Source organism: Flavobacterium luteum (genome assembly GCF_008806775.1).
Lineage (GTDB): Bacteria > Bacteroidota > Bacteroidia > Flavobacteriales > Flavobacteriaceae > Flavobacterium > Flavobacterium luteum.
The window spans coordinates 220,055-235,883 of sequence record NZ_WAEM01000002.1; the positions used below are offsets into that span (position 1 = coordinate 220,055).

Genomic DNA, 15,829 nt, shown 5'->3' on the forward strand with positions numbered 1-15,829 from the left:
ATGAAATAAATAAACATTAAAATGGCAAAAGATATAAAATTCGATATTGAAGCACGTGATGGATTAAAACGTGGAGTTGATGCATTAGCAAATGCAGTAAAAGTAACACTTGGACCAAAAGGTCGTAATGTAATTATTGGAAAATCATTTGGTGGACCAACAGTTACAAAAGATGGAGTTACCGTTGCAAAAGAGATAGAATTGAAAGACCCGTTGGAAAATATGGGAGCTCAAATGGTGAAAGAAGTAGCTTCAAAAACGAATGACTTAGCAGGAGACGGAACTACAACAGCAACTGTTTTAGCACAAGCAATTGTAAAAGAAGGTTTAAAAAACGTTGCAGCAGGAGCAAATCCAATGGACTTGAAAAGAGGAATTGACAAAGCTGTTGAAGCTATCGTTGCAGATCTAGCAAAACAAGCAAAAGTAGTAGGTAGTGATTCTGAAAAAATAAAACAAATTGCTTCTATTTCTGCCAATAATGATGAAGTAATTGGCGAATTAATTGCTAATGCTTTCGCAAAAGTAGGCAAAGAAGGTGTTATTACTGTAGAAGAAGCCAAAGGAACAGATACTTATGTGGATGTTGTAGAAGGGATGCAGTTTGACAGAGGATATCTTTCTCCATATTTTGTAACCAATCCTGAAAAGATGGAAGCAGAATTAGAAAATCCGTATATTCTTTTATACGACAAAAAAGTATCATCTTTAAAAGAATTATTGCCTGTTTTAGAGCCAGTGGCCCAATCAGGAAAGCCATTATTGATTATTGCTGAAGATGTAGATGGAGAAGCATTATCAACTTTAGTAGTAAATAAATTACGCGGAGCATTAAAAATTGCTGCCGTAAAAGCACCAGGTTTTGGAGACAGAAGAAAAGCAATGCTAGAAGATATCGCTATATTAACTGGTGGAACCGTAATTTCTGAAGAAAGAGGGTACACATTAGAAAATACAACTATTGAAATGTTAGGAACTGCTAAAAGAGTTACTATCGATAAAGACAATACAACACTTGTAAGTGGTGCTGGTGAAGCCGATATGATTAAAAATCGTGTCAACCAAATTAAAGGTCAGATGGAAGCAACAACTTCTGATTATGATAGAGAAAAATTACAGGAACGTTTGGCTAAATTAGCTGGTGGTGTTGCTGTTCTTTATGTGGGAGCTGCTTCTGAAGTAGAAATGAAAGAGAAAAAAGACAGGGTTGATGATGCTTTACACGCAACTCGTGCAGCGGTTGAAGAAGGAATTGTAGCTGGTGGAGGCGTTGCTTTGCTAAGAGCAAAATCGGCCTTAACATCAATTAAAGCTGACAATGCTGATGAAGCAACAGGAATTCAAATTGTTTCACGTGCCATTGAATCCCCTTTAAGAACGATTGTTGAAAATGCTGGGCTTGAGGGTTCAGTTGTTGTTGCAAAAGTTGCTGAAGGAACAGGAGATTTTGGTTATAATGCCAAAACTGATGAATATGTAGACATGCTAAAAGCTGGAATTATTGATCCTAAAAAAGTAACTCGTGTAGCTCTGGAAAATGCAGCCTCAGTAGCTGGAATGATTTTAACTACAGAATGTGCATTGGTAGATATTAAAGAAGAAAATGCTGGTGGAAACCCTATGGGTGGTGGCATGCCAGGAATGATGTAATTCTAAAATTCCAATGAAAAATTAAAATCCGTCTTGAAAAACTTTTCTTGACGGATTTTTTATTTATTATGCTTTATCCTGGGGGCTTTTCTTTAGTAACTTTATTACAACTGGAAAAGTAGAAATTAAAATAATTAATATTATAATTTTTTCGATATGATGTTTTAAATCAATATCAAATTTATTTAAAAACAAACCATATAAATAATGTCCTGCGAAAATTAAAATAAAAGACCACAAAAAAGAACTCAATACATTATAGAACATAAACTTTTTTTTATCCATTGTAACAATTCCTGCTACAATTGGAGCAAAAGTTCTGAAGATAGGAAGAAACCGAGCAAAAATAATTGCCTTACCCCCATATTTTTCAAAGAAATCTTTAGATTGTAAAAGATACTTTTTCTTAAACCAAAAGCTATCTTCTTTTTTAAATAAATAATAACCGCTTTTTGCACCAAACCAATACCCAACCATATTTCCTAGTATTCCAGCAATAGCTACCAAAAGAGACAATAATGTAACAATTATAAAATCACTTTCAATAGCTGTTGTTACATTTTCTATTAAATCACGGCTGTAAATACCCGCTAAAAAAAGCAAACTATCTCCTGGTAGAAAAAAACCGGCAAAAAGTCCTGTCTCAGCAAAAATTATAAACAAAACAATATATAAACCTACTTGAATACCGCCAATGGTAAACGTAATATAAAATTCAGGATTTAATAATTGTGTCCAATCAAAATTACTCATAAATACGTGTTTGTTTGCTTTTCAGTGCGTGAAAGTATGAATAATTTGGCTCAACAACAATTTATTGCTTTACTTTAAAGTTTTATTAACGGTTTAGGAATTTACAATTATTGCCTATCATATTTACAACACGAATGAAGGTTATCATAATCCTCATTTGTAGCTTTCACATCCTTAGTATCATGTCCTACTTTTGCAATCGCTTTTTTCACATCTAATACCGAACTTTTTTCCTCATTTAAAATTAAACTCAACTCATGAGTTTCTATAGCCCATATAGCCGATTTAACTCCTGGAACAGAAAAAGCAGCTTTTTGAATTCGCTTTTGGCATTGCTCACAATTGCCGTTAACTTCAAAAGTGTATTTGGCATTTTTATTCTTTTTAGCTACGCTCAATTCGGCTCCGCCTCGGGTTTCTTGCGCTTGAACTGAAAATCCAATAAAAGTTACTAGCAGTATTAAAATTACATTTTTCATTTTTCTATTATTTTAAATATTAATTAATTTTTGATATTGAAATTAGTATTAACGTCATTTTATTTTAAACCTTAAACCCGCATAATACATTTGTCCAAAAATTGGTGCATATACAATTGACGCATCAAAATTTGGTCCAAAAGGATTATCACTGCCAAGAATCGCTTTTTCTTGTGTATAATTTCCTATGTTTTCTCCACCAACATATATTTCAAAGGTTGATGAAAAAGTTCTAGTAATTTGTGCATTCATTAACGAATAGGAGGAAGAAAAATCTGGTAATCTATCAACAATAGGATTTGAAGTTGTAATGGGCAATTGTTGTTGGCCAATCCAATTAAAAGTATAATCAAATTTCCATTGTTTCCCTTTGTTACCGATATGAGTTTCATACTCTAAATTGGCAAAAAAACGATTTCTAGCCAGAAGTGGTTTCTGGAAATTTCCTGAAATGTAATCTGTTTTCACATCATAAAATTTATATGCTGACCGCCAATTTAAGTGTTTAATTATTTCATAATTGAATTCAATTTGTAAGCTGTTAGCAAATGATTTTCCGTTCAAATTATAAAACAACACTTGTTGTGGCGAATTCATAACATCTACAACTGCTTGGTTTTGAAAATCAGTTCTGTAAAAATCAAATCCAATATCAGCCCTTTTACCTAAAAACAAAAAGTTTTGAGAAAAACTTATTCCGTAATTCCAAGCTATTTCAGGATTTAATCCGTAAATCTTTCCATTAGAATCTAAAATATCAAATGATCTAGAACTAGCTAACAGCTGTTGATTTTCAGCAAAAATATTAGCCAATCGTTTTCCTCTTCCCGCAGAAAATCGTAAAACTCCCTTTTCCCAAGGATTGTATCTTACATGTAATCTCGGAGTAAGAAATGTTCCTAAACGATTGTGATTATCAATACGCCCACCAAGAATGACGCTAAAATTGTCGGTATTATCATAGGTATATTCAAAAAAAGCTCCAAAAGCATTGTCAATTCTGCTATAATCTTTGACATTTACAAACTCCTGGTATTTATCGTATGTAAAATTCAAACCCGTTGCAAATTTATGCATCGTATTACTAATAATAGAGTTGAAAATTAAATTTGAATAATAACTACTTTGCTTAATATTATATTGATTTAAACCAAAATACGACTGCTGATTGTGATTGTTAAACGCATTCTGAAAACCAACACTTTGGTATGGCATGTCTTTAAATACGTATCCTATTTTAGTAGAAACATCCAATCGTTCAGTATTAATTTCGGAGCCCCAAAAATTAGTAGTCCTTTTATCTCTGTTAGGTTCAAATTGCAATTCTCCTGTTTGCTTTTGGTCGTTCATATAGCGAAAGTTAATAAAACTTACCAAACCCTTATCGGCATTGTAGTACTGATAACGATTCATAACATTGATTTGTTTGGCTAACGGATTGTCTAAAAAACCATCTTCGTTTCTATCCATTTTAGAAAGTCTTGTATTACCATGCAGAAACAAACTACTACTCCATTTATCGGAGATTTTAGTGTTGAAATGGGTGTTCAATTCAAAACGAGAATCTGTAGAACCGTAGGCATTTAAGAAAAAAGGGGTATCATTTATTGGTTTGATGAGTTCTGCATTTATCTGACCCGAAATACTTTCGTAGCCATTTACAACACTGCCCGCTCCTTTTGTAATTTGAATGCTTTCTACCCAAGTTCCGGGAGTAAAAGATAATCCGTAGGCTTGAGAAGCTCCGCGAACGGACGGAATATTCTCCTCAGTAATCATTAGATACGGACTTGTTAATCCGAGCATTTTTATTTGTTTTGTTCCTGTTAACGCATCCGAAAAATTAACATCAATAGACGGATTAGTTTCGAAACTTTCTGCAAGATTACAACATGCCGCTTTTAGTAATTCTTTGCTTGTAACAACTGTTGTGTTACTTGTTATTGTTTGCGACTTTTGAATTCCTTTACGCTTAGTTACCACTTTGACTTCCTCTAATTTTTCTTGATTCTCTTGAGAAAATGCATTAATCGAAAGTAAAGTCAGTATAAAAAGTATTACTGATTTTTTCATAAGAAATAGATTTTAATGATTATAAAAAAATAACGCCAAACCATAAAAAAAGGTTTGACTTTAAATAAACATTAAAATCAGGCGTAAAAAATATATTGGTGATACAACTTAAAGAGTGGCGGCGCATTTGCATCGCAATAATAAGATGTAATTTTTGAATTTTTGAAATTAGAAACAGAAGAGAAAACAATTGGAATCCATTCTTTCATTGTAAATAAATAATCGGAATGAAAAGAAAACGCTTTTATAATTAAATTGTCTGATTTTTGTTGAAAACTAAAAACTTTGTCAGAACAACAACTATGCTTTTTTAGGGTAATTTTTTTGCAACATCCTTCTTCAAAATTTTGAGCAGGAATTGCTGTTTTTAAAGAAACTGAAGCAATATTTTTTCCACAATAATGTACATTAAATGCCAATCCTACATTAGAAACTAATAGGAAGAATGCAAGAACAATACTTATATGTTTTTTAAACTTCATTAAAACAAAGGTACGGAAAAGAAAAAAGGGTTGTATTAAAATGGTGTTATTTTTTGAAGTTTATTTTTTTAAAGAAAATAAATTATTTGTTTTGTTTTTGATAAAAAAATGCAGGTATAAATAGCAATAAAAATAATGGCTGTATCAGAAATCTTCTGATGTAAAATAAAATAAAATTATTTTCGTTGCCAGAGAAATGTAGCATTAGAAAAAAAGCTGTTATTAAAATGAGGTAAAAAATAAAATACAATATTGAGGTAAATTTTGTAAACTTTAAATCCGAAAAAAGAAAATATATAATTGCTAAGGAAAATATCGCATTTAAAAAATACCTAAAACTAATTCCTAAAAACAATTTAAATCCATTGTATTCAGGTACTGAAATCCTTAAATAATCTCCTTTAAAATAATCTAAAAATGGATCATAAAAAAGTTCCTCTTCAAAGGCTCGAATTGCTACCAAAAACAATATGAGAAGTGAAACAAGAACTATTTTTAATTTATTATTACGGATTCTTTCTAACATGCAACGAAAATTTATTAACCCAAATAACCCACAACCCAAACACAACACCATAAATAAATAAAGGAAAAACAACGCCATGCAAAAAATGTTCTTGTTTAGGATATTGTAACAAAGCAATACACAACAGTGCTATTCGGAATACATTTAAAACATGAATAAGGAAAAATCCTCCAATTATATACAATACTGTATGAGTCCATTTTCCAGAAAACGCAACTATAAAAGCTGCAAAAAGAATCATTACACTTAGTGCATTACAACCTTCAACAACTCGAGCTACATAAATTTGGTTTAGTATTAATTTTACAGAAGCTTCATTTGTATGGGGTATAATACTAGAATCATAACCCAAAAACATCAAAACACAATTAACTTGATTCGCAACAAGTTGCGTAAATTCGTCCACTTGAAAAAGAAATGCACTATCGAATTGATTCAAATAATATTGATACAAGAAAGTTACCACAACATAAACCAAGAAAAACTTGATTAAAAAAATTAAAAAAGGTCGGTATTGTTCGAAATAGGTTTTCAATAATTTTTTTAACAAATTTAAATAAATTAATATAGTAAGCAAATACTACTTTTGTTTAAAAAATAAACTCCTATGTCATTTGAAATCTTAAAACCCAAAGTCACAGCCATTTTAATGCAAAACCATATTTCAAGAGACGAAAAATTATTTGAAATATGTACCTTATTAAAAAATACTATTGATTACTACAATTGGGTGGGTTTTTATTTTAGAAATGGAGAAAAAGAGGAATTACTTCTTGGCCCTTATGTTGGAGCTCCAACTGACCATACTGTAATTCCTTTCGGTAAAGGAATTTGTGGACAAGTAGCGGTTTCGAATCAGAATTTTGTAGTTCCTGATGTTTCGGATCAAGACAATTATATCTCCTGCAGTTTTACCGTAAAATCAGAAATTGTTGTTCCGCTATTTGTAAATGGAGCTAATATCGGACAAATTGATATTGATAGCCATGTGTTAAATCCATTTACCGAAGCTGACGAACGTTTTTTAGAGTTTGTGAATCAAGAGATTGCAAAGATGTTTTAGAAAAATCAATTAAAATTTCACAAATTAATTATTAATAGTTTAAATAAATTTTTCTATTGTAATTCTAAAAATAAAGATTACTTTTGCACCGTCTTACAATAGATGTATGACATACATAATAATCATTTAAATAATATTAAAATGTACTTAACTAAAGAAGTAAAAGCGGAAATTTTCGCTAAACACGGAGGAAAAGCAGAAAACACTGGAAAATCTGAATCTCAAATTGCATTGTTTACATTCAGAATTTCGCACTTAACAGAACATTTGAAAAAAAATCGTCACGATTACAATACAGAACGTTCACTAGTATTGTTAGTAGGTAAAAGAAGAGCTTTGTTAGATTACTTGAAGAAAACAGAAATCAACAGATACCGTGAGATTATCAAAGAATTGAATATCAGAAAATAATCAATAAAAAAGAGGTGCCCACGCGCCTCTTTTTGTTTTTATATAATTGCAGAAAAAAGTTTAGTTTTTCATTGGGTTTTAGACAACAACTACTACAAAAAACAACACAACTAGAACCCATGTTTAACTGAAAAGGAAAAAATTTATGATTCCACAATTATTTGTAGAAAAAATCGATTTAGGTGATGGAAGAAGCATCACAATCGAGACAGGTCGTTTAGCGAAACAAGCTGACGGCTCTGTAGTAGTTAGAATTGGAAACACTGTTATTTTAGGAACAGTAGTGTCCTCAAGAAAAGCAAGTCCCGGTATCGATTTCTTACCATTAACGGTAGATTATCGCGAAAAATTTGCTGCAGCAGGACGTTTTCCTGGTGGTTTCTTCAAAAGAGAAGCACGTCCAAGTGACAACGAAGTGCTAACAATGAGATTAGTTGACCGTGTATTACGTCCGCTTTTCCCAAGTGATTATCATGCAGAAGTGCAAGTGATGATCCAATTAATGTCACATGATGACAATGTTATGCCAGATGCATTAGCGGGATTAGCAGCTTCGGCAGCTTTAGCCTTGTCTGACATTCCATTTGAAACCTTAATTTCTGAAGCTAGAGTTGGAAGAATTGATGGGAGATTTATCATTAACCCTTCTCGTGCACAATTAGAATTGTCTGATATTGACATGATGATTGGTGCTTCTACTGATTCTATTGCGATGGTAGAAGGAGAAATGAAAGAGATTTCAGAAGCAGAAATGGTAGAAGCCATTAAATTTGCACACGAACATATCAAAAACCAAATTGCAGCTCAAGAGCGCTTACAAGCTGCTTTCGGCAAGAAAGAAGTTCGTACGTATGATCAAGAAAGAACAGACGAGGCTATTCACGCAAAAGTAAAAGCTGCTGCTTACGATAAAATTTATGCTATTGCGAGCAAAGGTTCAGCTAAACAAGAACGTACAGCTTCATTTGCAGAAGTAAAAGAAGAAGTACGCGCCTTATTTACAGAAGAAGAATTGGCTACTGACGGCGATTTAGTTTCTAAATATTTTTACAAGGTAAATAAAGAAGCGGTTCGTAATGTAACTTTAGACTTAGGAACTCGTTTAGATGGAAGAAAAACAACAGAAATCAGACCTATCTGGTGTGAAGTAAATTACCTACCTTCAGTTCACGGTTCAGCATTATTTACACGTGGAGAAACTCAAGCATTGGCAACAGCAACTTTAGGAACATCTAGAGAAGCAAACCAAATTGATTCACCATCAGAACAAGGGGAAGAAAAATTCTATTTACACTATAATTTCCCGCCATTTTCTACAGGAGAAGCTCGTCCGTTAAGAGGAACTTCAAGAAGAGAAGTTGGTCACGGAAACTTAGCGCAAAGAGCCTTGAAAAATATGATTCCTGCTGATTGTCCTTATACGATTCGAGTGGTTTCTGAAGTTCTAGAATCTAATGGTTCGTCTTCTATGGCAACAGTTTGTGCTGGAACATTATCATTAATGGATGCTGGAATTCAAATGATTCGTCCTGTTTCTGGAATTGCAATGGGATTGATTACTGACGGTGATCGTTTTGCCGTTTTATCTGATATTCTTGGTGATGAAGATCATTTAGGAGATATGGATTTCAAAGTAACTGGTACTTCTGAAGGAATTACAGCCTGTCAAATGGACATAAAAATTGACGGATTGAAATATGAAATCATGGAGCAAGCTTTGGCTCAAGCTCGTGACGGACGTTTACATATCTTAGGAAAATTAATAGAAACTCTTGCTCAACCAAATGCGGATGTTAAAGTTCATGCTCCAAAAATTATTATGCGTACTATTCCTGGTGCATTTATTGGTGCTTTGATTGGACCTGGTGGAAAAGTAATTCAAGAATTACAAAAAGCCACAGGTTGTACGATTGTAATTAATGAAGTTGATGAACAAGGTGTTGTTGAAATTCTTGGAACAGATCCTGACGGAATTGCTAAAGTATTAGCAAAAATCGATTCAATCATTTTCAAACCACAAATGGGTGAAGCTTATGAAGTAAAAGTAATTAAAATGTTAGATTTTGGTGCTGTAGTAGAATATACTGATGCGCCAGGAAACGAAGTTTTATTACACGTATCTGAATTGGCTTGGGAAAGAACAGAAAATGTTTCAGACGTTGTTAAAATGGGAGATGTATTTCAAGTGAAATATTTAGGCATCGATCCAAAAACTAGAAAAGAAAAAGTATCTAGAAAAGCACTTTTGCAACGTCCTGCTAGAGAAGAAAATAAAATTGTTCCTAAAGGAGAATAAACTAGATTTAAACTTTATAAAAACCCGTTTCATTAGTTTGAAACGGGTCTTTTTGTTTAAGATTTAAATTGCCAGTTCAAGAATGGTAATTTTCTTTTGCCGTTTGTATTCCATAGCCCAAACTGCATTCCTCTTAAGTTTTTTGAATTATTGAACAAACCTATTTGAACACCGTAATGATTTCTTGAAACATTTGACAATGCTATTTGAACGCCATTACCATAATCAGTAATATTAGCAATTCCCGAAATACAAACACCATTAAATTTTCTTGTTCCAATAACGCTTCCATTAATAGACAATCCATTCAGTTCATTAATACCCGTGAGTATTGAAATATTAACACCATTAACACTGGCATTACTCATAAATCCACCGCTACTTATATTTAAGCCGTTAACTTTAAACATCGTCTGTTCATTTAAATCACTTAAAAAAGTATTTTTTAAAAGTTTATCATTTACACCTGCAAAAATTCCCTCAAATGGAATATTAATTCCAAAAGAAATAAGAGCTAGAGAAAGAGGACTCGCTTCTAAATTAACTCCATTAATAGTTTGTTGTTTGATTCTTGGACCATCATAGTGACCAACACCAAAAACAAAACCATTCACTTTTCCAACTTTTGGTGACATAGGAGATAAACTAAAAACTCTAGTTTTTAACGGGGTTGATTGTAAGGCATCTTGCCCAAAACTTTTGATTGAAACCAGAACCAAAACCAATACTATAAAATTTTTCATATTTTTTTAAGTTTAAAATTACAGCACAAACATATTGCTATAATTACAAAATTATTGGCGATAAATAATTAATAAAATTTATATATTTGTGATTATCGCAAATAATGAATAATCAAGAACTATTTTTAAAAGAAATTAGAAAGCAAGTTTTAAGTTCAGCTTCCTTAAATGATGAGATTGCTGTTGTGTTAAATTGCAGTTATGATGCCGCGCACCGAAGAGTTTCGGGTAAGAGTAAGTTTTCTATTGATGAAACGTTGCTTTTGGCAAATCATTTTAATATTTCGTTAGACAAATTATTTTTGAAAAATGATAAAGTAATTGTTGAAAAAACCATCGAAATTACTTCGTTAAAAGACATGCTTTCATATTTTAAAAAATCAGCAGAACGCATTGAACAATTAGCAACTACTGAAAAAGCAACCTTATATTATTCGGCTAAGGATATCCCGTTGTTCTATTTTATGGACGGAACGATTATATCAAAATTTAAAGCCTACGTTTGGTTGACATTGTTAAATCCGAATCAATCCAATGTGTCTTTTGAAAATTTTGTTATCGACGAATCCTTCATGGAACATACTCAAAAACTTAAAAAAATTTATGAGAAAGTTGGTGTAAAAGAAGTTTGGAACGACACAACAATCAACAGTAGCTTGCAACAAATATTGTATTTTAATGAATCTGGTTTACTGAATTTTAAAAGTGCAACAGCATTGTATTTAGATTTAAAAAGGATTTTGAATTTAATAAAAGACAAATCAAACAAATCCAATTCGAATTATTCTATATATTATAATGAGTTGATTTTGCTCAACAACAATATGCTAATTGAAACCAATGAAAAGCTCACGATGTTTATTCCGTATACTTTATTAGGTTATTTTATTACGGATAATAAAGAGAGTTGTAAAAATGTGCACGAGTTTTTCAATCAGCAAATTCTAAATTCTAAATCGTTGAATCAATCAGGAATTAAGGATCAAAATTTATTTTTTAATAAAGCCAACCGAAAAATTGATTATTACATTGAACGATTAAACAATCAAGTTGATTTACTTTTTTAATTATTTTTGAATTTTTGTAACTTTTTCTCAATCCTTTACGTATAACAACTTGTACACTTAAAAATAAGGAGGCAAAACTATGAGACAACTTAAAATTACCAAGCAGGTAACAAATCGTGAAACTGCATCATTAGACAAGTATTTACAAGAAATTGGAAAAGTTGATCTTATTACCGCTGACGAAGAGGTAGAATTAGCACAAAAAATTAAAGCTGGTGACCAGAAAGCCTTAGAAAAATTGACTAAAGCCAATTTACGTTTCGTGGTTTCGGTAGCAAAACAATACCAAAATCAAGGATTAACACTTCCTGATTTAATTAATGAAGGAAATTTAGGATTAATAAAAGCAGCGCAACGTTTTGATGAAACTCGTGGTTTCAAATTTATATCTTACGCCGTTTGGTGGATTCGTCAATCGATTCTTCAGGCACTTGCAGAACAATCTCGTATCGTTCGTTTGCCATTAAACAAAATTGGTTCTATCAATAAAATCAACAAAATGTACGCTTTATTAGAGCAATCTAATGAACGTCCACCTTCAGCTGAAGAAATTGCTAAAGAGCTTGATATGACTGTAAATGACGTAAAAGAGTCTATGAAAAACTCAGGCCGTCACCTATCTATGGATGCTCCGCTTGTTGAAGGAGAAGATTCTAACCTTTATGACGTTTTGCGTTCAGGTGAATCACCAAATCCAGACAGAGAATTAATACACGAATCATTGCGTACAGAAATTGAGCGTTCATTAGAAACTCTTACACCAAGAGAAGCCGATGTAGTGCGTTTGTATTTTGGTTTAGGCGACCAACATCCTATGACATTAGAAGAAATAGGTGAAACTTTTGACTTAACGCGTGAGCGTGTGCGCCAAATTAAAGAAAAAGCGATTAGACGATTGAAACATACTTCTAGAAGTAAAATTTTAAAAACATATCTTGGATAATAATTTCCAAAATTGAAATCTTTAAATTTTTAAATATTTCAATTTATAGTAAACAACAGTCTGATTAACTGTTCGTTTTTTGATTGATGATTGAAACCTCGGCTGATTACCGAGGTTTTTTATTTTAGATCCAAGATTAAATGAGAGTTTCTTAACTTTGAGAACTTTGCGTAAAACCTTTGTGTTCTTTGCGGTTAAAATTTTACCTTTGTCTAAACAACATAAACAGCACAATGAAAAATACTATCATCGCTCCATCAGTTCTAGCTGCCGATTTTGCCAATTTACAGCGCGACATCGAAATGATTAACGCTAGTGAGGCCGATTGGTTTCATATTGATATTATGGATGGCGTTTTTGTTCCCAATATTTCATTTGGAATGCCAGTTTTAGAAGCAATTACAAAACATGCTAAAAAAACTATTGATGTCCATTTAATGATTGTAGATCCTGATCGTTACATTAAAACTTTTGCAGATTTAGGAGCAAACATTTTGTCTGTGCACTATGAAGCCTGCACGCATCTTCACAGAACACTTCAAGCTATAAAAGCAGAAGGTATGCAAGCCGGTGTGGTCTTAAATCCTCACACAAGTGTTGGTTTACTGGAAGATATTATCAATGATATTGATTTAGTTTGTATCATGAGCGTAAATCCTGGTTTTGGCGGGCAATCTTTTATTGAAAACACCTATTCAAAAGTTGAAAAACTGAAAGCAATGATTATAAGAAAAAATACTTCAACTATAATAGAAATTGATGGCGGAGTAACCAATAAAAACGCTAAACAATTAGTAATTGCTGGAGCAGATGTTTTAGTAGCTGGAAACTTTGTTTTTAAAGCCGAAAACCCAACGCAAACTATTGCAGATTTAAAAGTATTAACAACACTATAAAAATTAAAAAATCCCAAGATTGGGATTTTTTAATTGTATTGCTCCAATAAATATTTGATTAAATCGGTCGTGGTTAAAATTCCTACCAACAAACTTCCCTCGCAAACTGGCAACGCATGAAACTCATTATGGGATAAAATTTCTGCGGCTTCTTTAATTGTTGTTTCTGGAGAAACACTAACCACTTTTTTAGCCATAACTTGCTCTACAGTAAACATATTATAGACTGTTGTGTCAACAATATCGGCATCATCGTCTACAGCGTCAACAAAAGAAATTCTAAGCAAATCGGTATAGCTTAACATACCAATAATTTTTGATCCGCTTACAATAGGAATGTGTCTGATTTTATTTTTTTTGAACAACTCTTCTGCCTTTGTTAAATCATCGGATAACTTAAGCGTGATTACATTTTTTGTCATTATAGATGACACTGGAACTCTATGCTTCATGATGTTTAAATTTTAATTTATACTTTAAAGGTATTCAGTATAAATAATATAAAACATGATGTTTATCAGTTCTCAAAAAAAAGCTCAGAAAGAGTTTAGTATAAATAAAGAGAATACTATTTGTAAAGAGTTTAGTAGTTGATAATCTCTTTTAAAATATAGCCAACCACATAAATAATCAAAAGGAAACAAAAGAAGAGGAAAACAAACTCCATGATTTTTGATTTGTAGGTTAATTTTGAAAGCTTAAATCAAAGTTAGGTATAAATATTTAAGTCTATGTTAAGTTATCAATAATTTTTTATGTAATTTACTTGTTATCAGTCCTTGAAAAAAATGATTATTGCTTAACGACTTTAAAAACCTGCTGCTTGGCATCAGATACCACTTTTACAAAATAGTTTCCAGAAATTAAATGTGACAAGTCTAGTTTTAACTCTAAACCATTTCCTTTTTGACGGAGTACTTCTTGACCTAAAATGTTATAAATACTGACTTTAGTAAAAATTTTATTGGATTTAATCGTTAACACATCTACTAAAAGATTTGGAGTTACTTGCAAATCTTTGAATGCAAATGAATTGTTATTTAAGGGAACCCCCACTTGATAATTCAACTCAAAGAAACTATTAACTCCTTTAATGGTTATTTTATTTAACTCATTACTTACATATGTAAATATATTAGATTCTTGAAACACTCTATTGCTTCCTCCTATTGTAGATTCATTTGAGGCAATTACTCTAATTCTGTCTCTAGTCAAAACACTTGTAAATCTTGGAATTTACACCCGAAATAGTTCCGCTTACAATTGCGGTTTTTATTCCAATGTTTATAGGACTCACAAACTAACTAGAAGCATTACTCAATTGAGAAGTAAATACATTTCCTGAATTATATGTACCACTTACTGTAAATGTAATAACAACTGTTGTACCTTAACAAAATGAATTTAAGGAGACCGAGTAAGTAATTTAATTAACTAGCACTTCTTTTTTTACATCATTTCCCTGTTTAAAGGATTGCTTGCGGCGTTTATAAAAAAAAACATTGCAAAGTAAAGTCAGCTTGAGAAGTAATTTTAGTTTCATAATTTGACACTTAATGATTTGATTATAAAGAAGTTTCAAATTTTATAAAAATAATAGTGTTAAAGTTTTTTATGTATTATTAAAACAATAAGTATAAAAAAAACAGCATAAAAAATACTTTAATGCTGTTTTTTTGTGACCTCGGAGGGGTTCGAACCCCCAACCATCAGAGCCGAAATCTGATATTCTATCCAGTTGAACTACGAGGCCTTTTTTTTTTAGATAGTTAGACTTCTTAGATTTTTAGATTCTAAAATGTCTAACAATCTAAAATGTCAAATTATCCTATTTCTCTATACCAACAATTTCTTAACTATTGATGAAATAGTTTTTCCTTCGGCGGTTCCTCCTAATTGTGCGGAAGCTATTCCCATTACTTTCCCCATAGCAGCAATTCCTGATGCTCCTGTTTCTGCAATAATTTTTGCAATTATAGCTTCAACTTCGGCTTCGCTTAGTTGTGCTGGTAAGAATTTTTCGATTACTGCAATTTGTGCTAATTCTGGTTCTGCTAAATCTAAACGGTTTTGCTCTGTAAAAATCTTAGCGCTGTCTTTTCTAGTTTTTACTAATTTTTGAAGCAATTTGATTTCATCGGCTTCAGTAATTTCTTCTTTTGATCCTGATGATGTTTGGGCTAGTAATAATTCTGATTTTATTGCTCTTAAAGCTTCAAGGGCAACTGTATCTTTGGCTCTCATGGCAGTTTTGATTTCCTCCATGATTTGTGATGCTAAACTCATAATATTTTTAGATTTTAGATTGTTGATTTTAGATTTGTGATGTTTGAAATTCGTTTTGGCTAAATGAAAACTTAGTTTATTCGAATTTAAAACGAATCACTGTCTAATTGCCCCAGATGGAAGTGGAAAACCTTTTTTAGAGAAAATGTATTTTTTTCTTG

General features: G+C 31.9%; 17 protein-coding genes and 1 tRNA gene. 7 read left to right on the forward strand and 11 right to left on the reverse strand.

The window, feature by feature from the left end; all coding sequences use genetic code 11:
• Window positions 1-21 precede the first annotated feature (21 nt).
• Window positions 22-1,650 carry a chaperonin GroEL gene (groL, locus tag F6464_RS04770; protein WP_151106665.1) on the forward strand — a complete coding sequence of 543 codons (1,629 nt, stop codon included), beginning with the start codon at window positions 22-24 and terminating at the stop codon, window positions 1,648-1,650.
• 66 nt (window positions 1,651-1,716) lie between these two features.
• On the opposite strand, the gene F6464_RS04775 is transcribed toward groL, so the two are convergent.
• The 6 genes from F6464_RS04775 to xrtF form a co-directional block, all read right to left on the reverse strand.
• Window positions 1,717-2,403, reverse strand: a complete 687-nt coding sequence (locus F6464_RS04775; protein WP_151106666.1) for a DedA family protein — start codon at window positions 2,401-2,403, stop codon at window positions 1,717-1,719.
• 107 nt (window positions 2,404-2,510) lie between these two features.
• The gene (locus F6464_RS04780) at window positions 2,511-2,882 is read right to left on the reverse strand and encodes a heavy-metal-associated domain-containing protein (RefSeq protein ID WP_151106667.1); all 372 of its coding nucleotides are present in this window, start codon (window positions 2,880-2,882) and stop codon (window positions 2,511-2,513) included.
• A gap of 54 nt (window positions 2,883-2,936) precedes the next feature.
• Window positions 2,937-4,955, reverse strand: a complete 2,019-nt coding sequence (locus F6464_RS04785; protein ID WP_151106668.1) for a TonB-dependent receptor plug domain-containing protein — start codon at window positions 4,953-4,955, stop codon at window positions 2,937-2,939.
• A 77-nt stretch (window positions 4,956-5,032) separates the two neighbouring features.
• Complete coding sequence (locus tag F6464_RS04790; protein WP_151106669.1) at window positions 5,033-5,437, reverse strand: HYC_CC_PP family protein; 405 nt, start codon at window positions 5,435-5,437, stop codon at window positions 5,033-5,035.
• A gap of 82 nt (window positions 5,438-5,519) precedes the next feature.
• The gene (locus F6464_RS04795) at window positions 5,520-5,963 is read right to left on the reverse strand and encodes an exosortase F system-associated membrane protein (RefSeq protein WP_151106670.1); all 444 of its coding nucleotides are present in this window, start codon (window positions 5,961-5,963) and stop codon (window positions 5,520-5,522) included.
• Window positions 5,944-6,498, reverse strand: coding sequence for an exosortase family protein XrtF (gene xrtF, locus F6464_RS04800; protein ID WP_151106671.1), 555 nt, complete (start codon window positions 6,496-6,498; stop codon window positions 5,944-5,946). The genes F6464_RS04795 and xrtF overlap by 20 nt, the downstream gene beginning before the upstream one ends.
• Window positions 6,499-6,570: 72 nt before the next feature.
• On the opposite strand from xrtF, the gene F6464_RS04805 reads away from it, so the two are divergent.
• From F6464_RS04805 to F6464_RS04815, 3 genes are all read left to right on the forward strand, one after another.
• Window positions 6,571-7,026 carry a GAF domain-containing protein gene (locus F6464_RS04805; protein WP_151106672.1) on the forward strand — a complete coding sequence of 152 codons (456 nt, stop codon included), beginning with the start codon at window positions 6,571-6,573 and terminating at the stop codon, window positions 7,024-7,026.
• Window positions 7,027-7,167: 141 nt separating this feature from the next.
• Window positions 7,168-7,437 carry a 30S ribosomal protein S15 gene (gene rpsO / locus F6464_RS04810; protein WP_151106673.1) on the forward strand — a complete coding sequence of 90 codons (270 nt, stop codon included), beginning with the start codon at window positions 7,168-7,170 and terminating at the stop codon, window positions 7,435-7,437.
• Window positions 7,438-7,582: 145 nt separating this feature from the next.
• Window positions 7,583-9,733, forward strand: coding sequence for a polyribonucleotide nucleotidyltransferase (locus tag F6464_RS04815; protein ID WP_151106674.1), 2,151 nt, complete (start codon window positions 7,583-7,585; stop codon window positions 9,731-9,733).
• A 56-nt stretch (window positions 9,734-9,789) separates the two neighbouring features.
• Here the strand turns inward: F6464_RS04815 and F6464_RS04820 are convergent, their stop codons facing one another.
• Entirely contained in the window at window positions 9,790-10,476 is a 687-nt protein-coding gene (locus F6464_RS04820; RefSeq protein WP_151106675.1) for an LA_2272 family surface repeat-containing protein, read from the reverse strand.
• A 104-nt stretch (window positions 10,477-10,580) separates the two neighbouring features.
• Between F6464_RS04820 and F6464_RS04825 the strand changes: the two genes are divergently transcribed.
• The 3 genes from F6464_RS04825 to rpe all read left to right on the forward strand — a co-directional run bounded on the left by F6464_RS04825 (window position 10,581) and on the right by rpe (window position 13,382).
• Window positions 10,581-11,543 (forward strand): hypothetical protein, encoded by a 963-nt coding sequence (locus F6464_RS04825; protein WP_151106676.1) that lies wholly within the window; start codon window positions 10,581-10,583, stop codon window positions 11,541-11,543.
• Window positions 11,544-11,622: 79 nt separating this feature from the next.
• Complete coding sequence (locus F6464_RS04830; protein ID WP_007137700.1) at window positions 11,623-12,486, forward strand: sigma-70 family RNA polymerase sigma factor; 864 nt, start codon at window positions 11,623-11,625, stop codon at window positions 12,484-12,486.
• A 233-nt stretch (window positions 12,487-12,719) separates the two neighbouring features.
• Complete coding sequence (gene rpe, locus F6464_RS04835) at window positions 12,720-13,382, forward strand: ribulose-phosphate 3-epimerase (RefSeq protein ID WP_151106677.1); 663 nt, start codon at window positions 12,720-12,722, stop codon at window positions 13,380-13,382.
• A gap of 29 nt (window positions 13,383-13,411) precedes the next feature.
• Here the strand turns inward: rpe and F6464_RS04840 are convergent, their stop codons facing one another.
• The 4 genes from F6464_RS04840 to F6464_RS04855 all read right to left on the reverse strand — a co-directional run bounded on the left by F6464_RS04840 (window position 13,412) and on the right by F6464_RS04855 (window position 15,668).
• The gene (locus F6464_RS04840) at window positions 13,412-13,834 is read right to left on the reverse strand and encodes a CBS domain-containing protein (protein ID WP_151106678.1); all 423 of its coding nucleotides are present in this window, start codon (window positions 13,832-13,834) and stop codon (window positions 13,412-13,414) included.
• 340 nt (window positions 13,835-14,174) lie between these two features.
• Window positions 14,175-14,597 (reverse strand): T9SS type A sorting domain-containing protein, encoded by a 423-nt coding sequence (locus tag F6464_RS04845; protein ID WP_191963323.1) that lies wholly within the window; start codon window positions 14,595-14,597, stop codon window positions 14,175-14,177.
• Between the two features lie 464 nt (window positions 14,598-15,061).
• A tRNA-Arg gene (locus F6464_RS04850) sits at window positions 15,062-15,135 on the reverse strand.
• An 83-nt stretch (window positions 15,136-15,218) separates the two neighbouring features.
• Entirely contained in the window at window positions 15,219-15,668 is a 450-nt protein-coding gene (locus F6464_RS04855) for a GatB/YqeY domain-containing protein (RefSeq protein WP_151106680.1), read from the reverse strand.
• Window positions 15,669-15,829 lie beyond the last annotated feature (161 nt).

Excerpts from the sequence above, each read along its gene's own strand:
- rpsO (WP_151106673.1), top strand. The coding sequence starts at position 7,168 with ATGTACTTAACTAAAGAAGTAAAAGCGGAAATTTTCGCTAAACACGGA.
- F6464_RS04855 (WP_151106680.1), bottom strand. The coding sequence starts at position 15,668 with ATGAGTTTAGCATCACAAATCATGGAGGAAATCAAAACTGCCATGAGA.
- F6464_RS04785 (WP_151106668.1), bottom strand. The coding sequence starts at position 4,955 with ATGAAAAAATCAGTAATACTTTTTATACTGACTTTACTTTCGATTAAT.
- F6464_RS04795 (WP_151106670.1), bottom strand. The coding sequence starts at position 5,963 with ATGTTAGAAAGAATCCGTAATAATAAATTAAAAATAGTTCTTGTTTCA.
- rpe (WP_151106677.1), top strand. The coding sequence starts at position 12,720 with ATGAAAAATACTATCATCGCTCCATCAGTTCTAGCTGCCGATTTTGCC.
- F6464_RS04830 (WP_007137700.1), top strand. The coding sequence starts at position 11,623 with ATGAGACAACTTAAAATTACCAAGCAGGTAACAAATCGTGAAACTGCA.
- F6464_RS04840 (WP_151106678.1), bottom strand. The coding sequence starts at position 13,834 with ATGAAGCATAGAGTTCCAGTGTCATCTATAATGACAAAAAATGTAATC.
- groL (WP_151106665.1), top strand. The coding sequence starts at position 22 with ATGGCAAAAGATATAAAATTCGATATTGAAGCACGTGATGGATTAAAA.
- F6464_RS04805 (WP_151106672.1), top strand. The coding sequence starts at position 6,571 with ATGTCATTTGAAATCTTAAAACCCAAAGTCACAGCCATTTTAATGCAA.
- F6464_RS04815 (WP_151106674.1), top strand. The coding sequence starts at position 7,583 with ATGATTCCACAATTATTTGTAGAAAAAATCGATTTAGGTGATGGAAGA.
- F6464_RS04790 (WP_151106669.1), bottom strand. The coding sequence starts at position 5,437 with ATGAAGTTTAAAAAACATATAAGTATTGTTCTTGCATTCTTCCTATTA.
- F6464_RS04820 (WP_151106675.1), bottom strand. The coding sequence starts at position 10,476 with ATGAAAAATTTTATAGTATTGGTTTTGGTTCTGGTTTCAATCAAAAGT.
- F6464_RS04825 (WP_151106676.1), top strand. The coding sequence starts at position 10,581 with ATGAATAATCAAGAACTATTTTTAAAAGAAATTAGAAAGCAAGTTTTA.
- F6464_RS04775 (WP_151106666.1), bottom strand. The coding sequence starts at position 2,403 with ATGAGTAATTTTGATTGGACACAATTATTAAATCCTGAATTTTATATT.
- F6464_RS04780 (WP_151106667.1), bottom strand. The coding sequence starts at position 2,882 with ATGAAAAATGTAATTTTAATACTGCTAGTAACTTTTATTGGATTTTCA.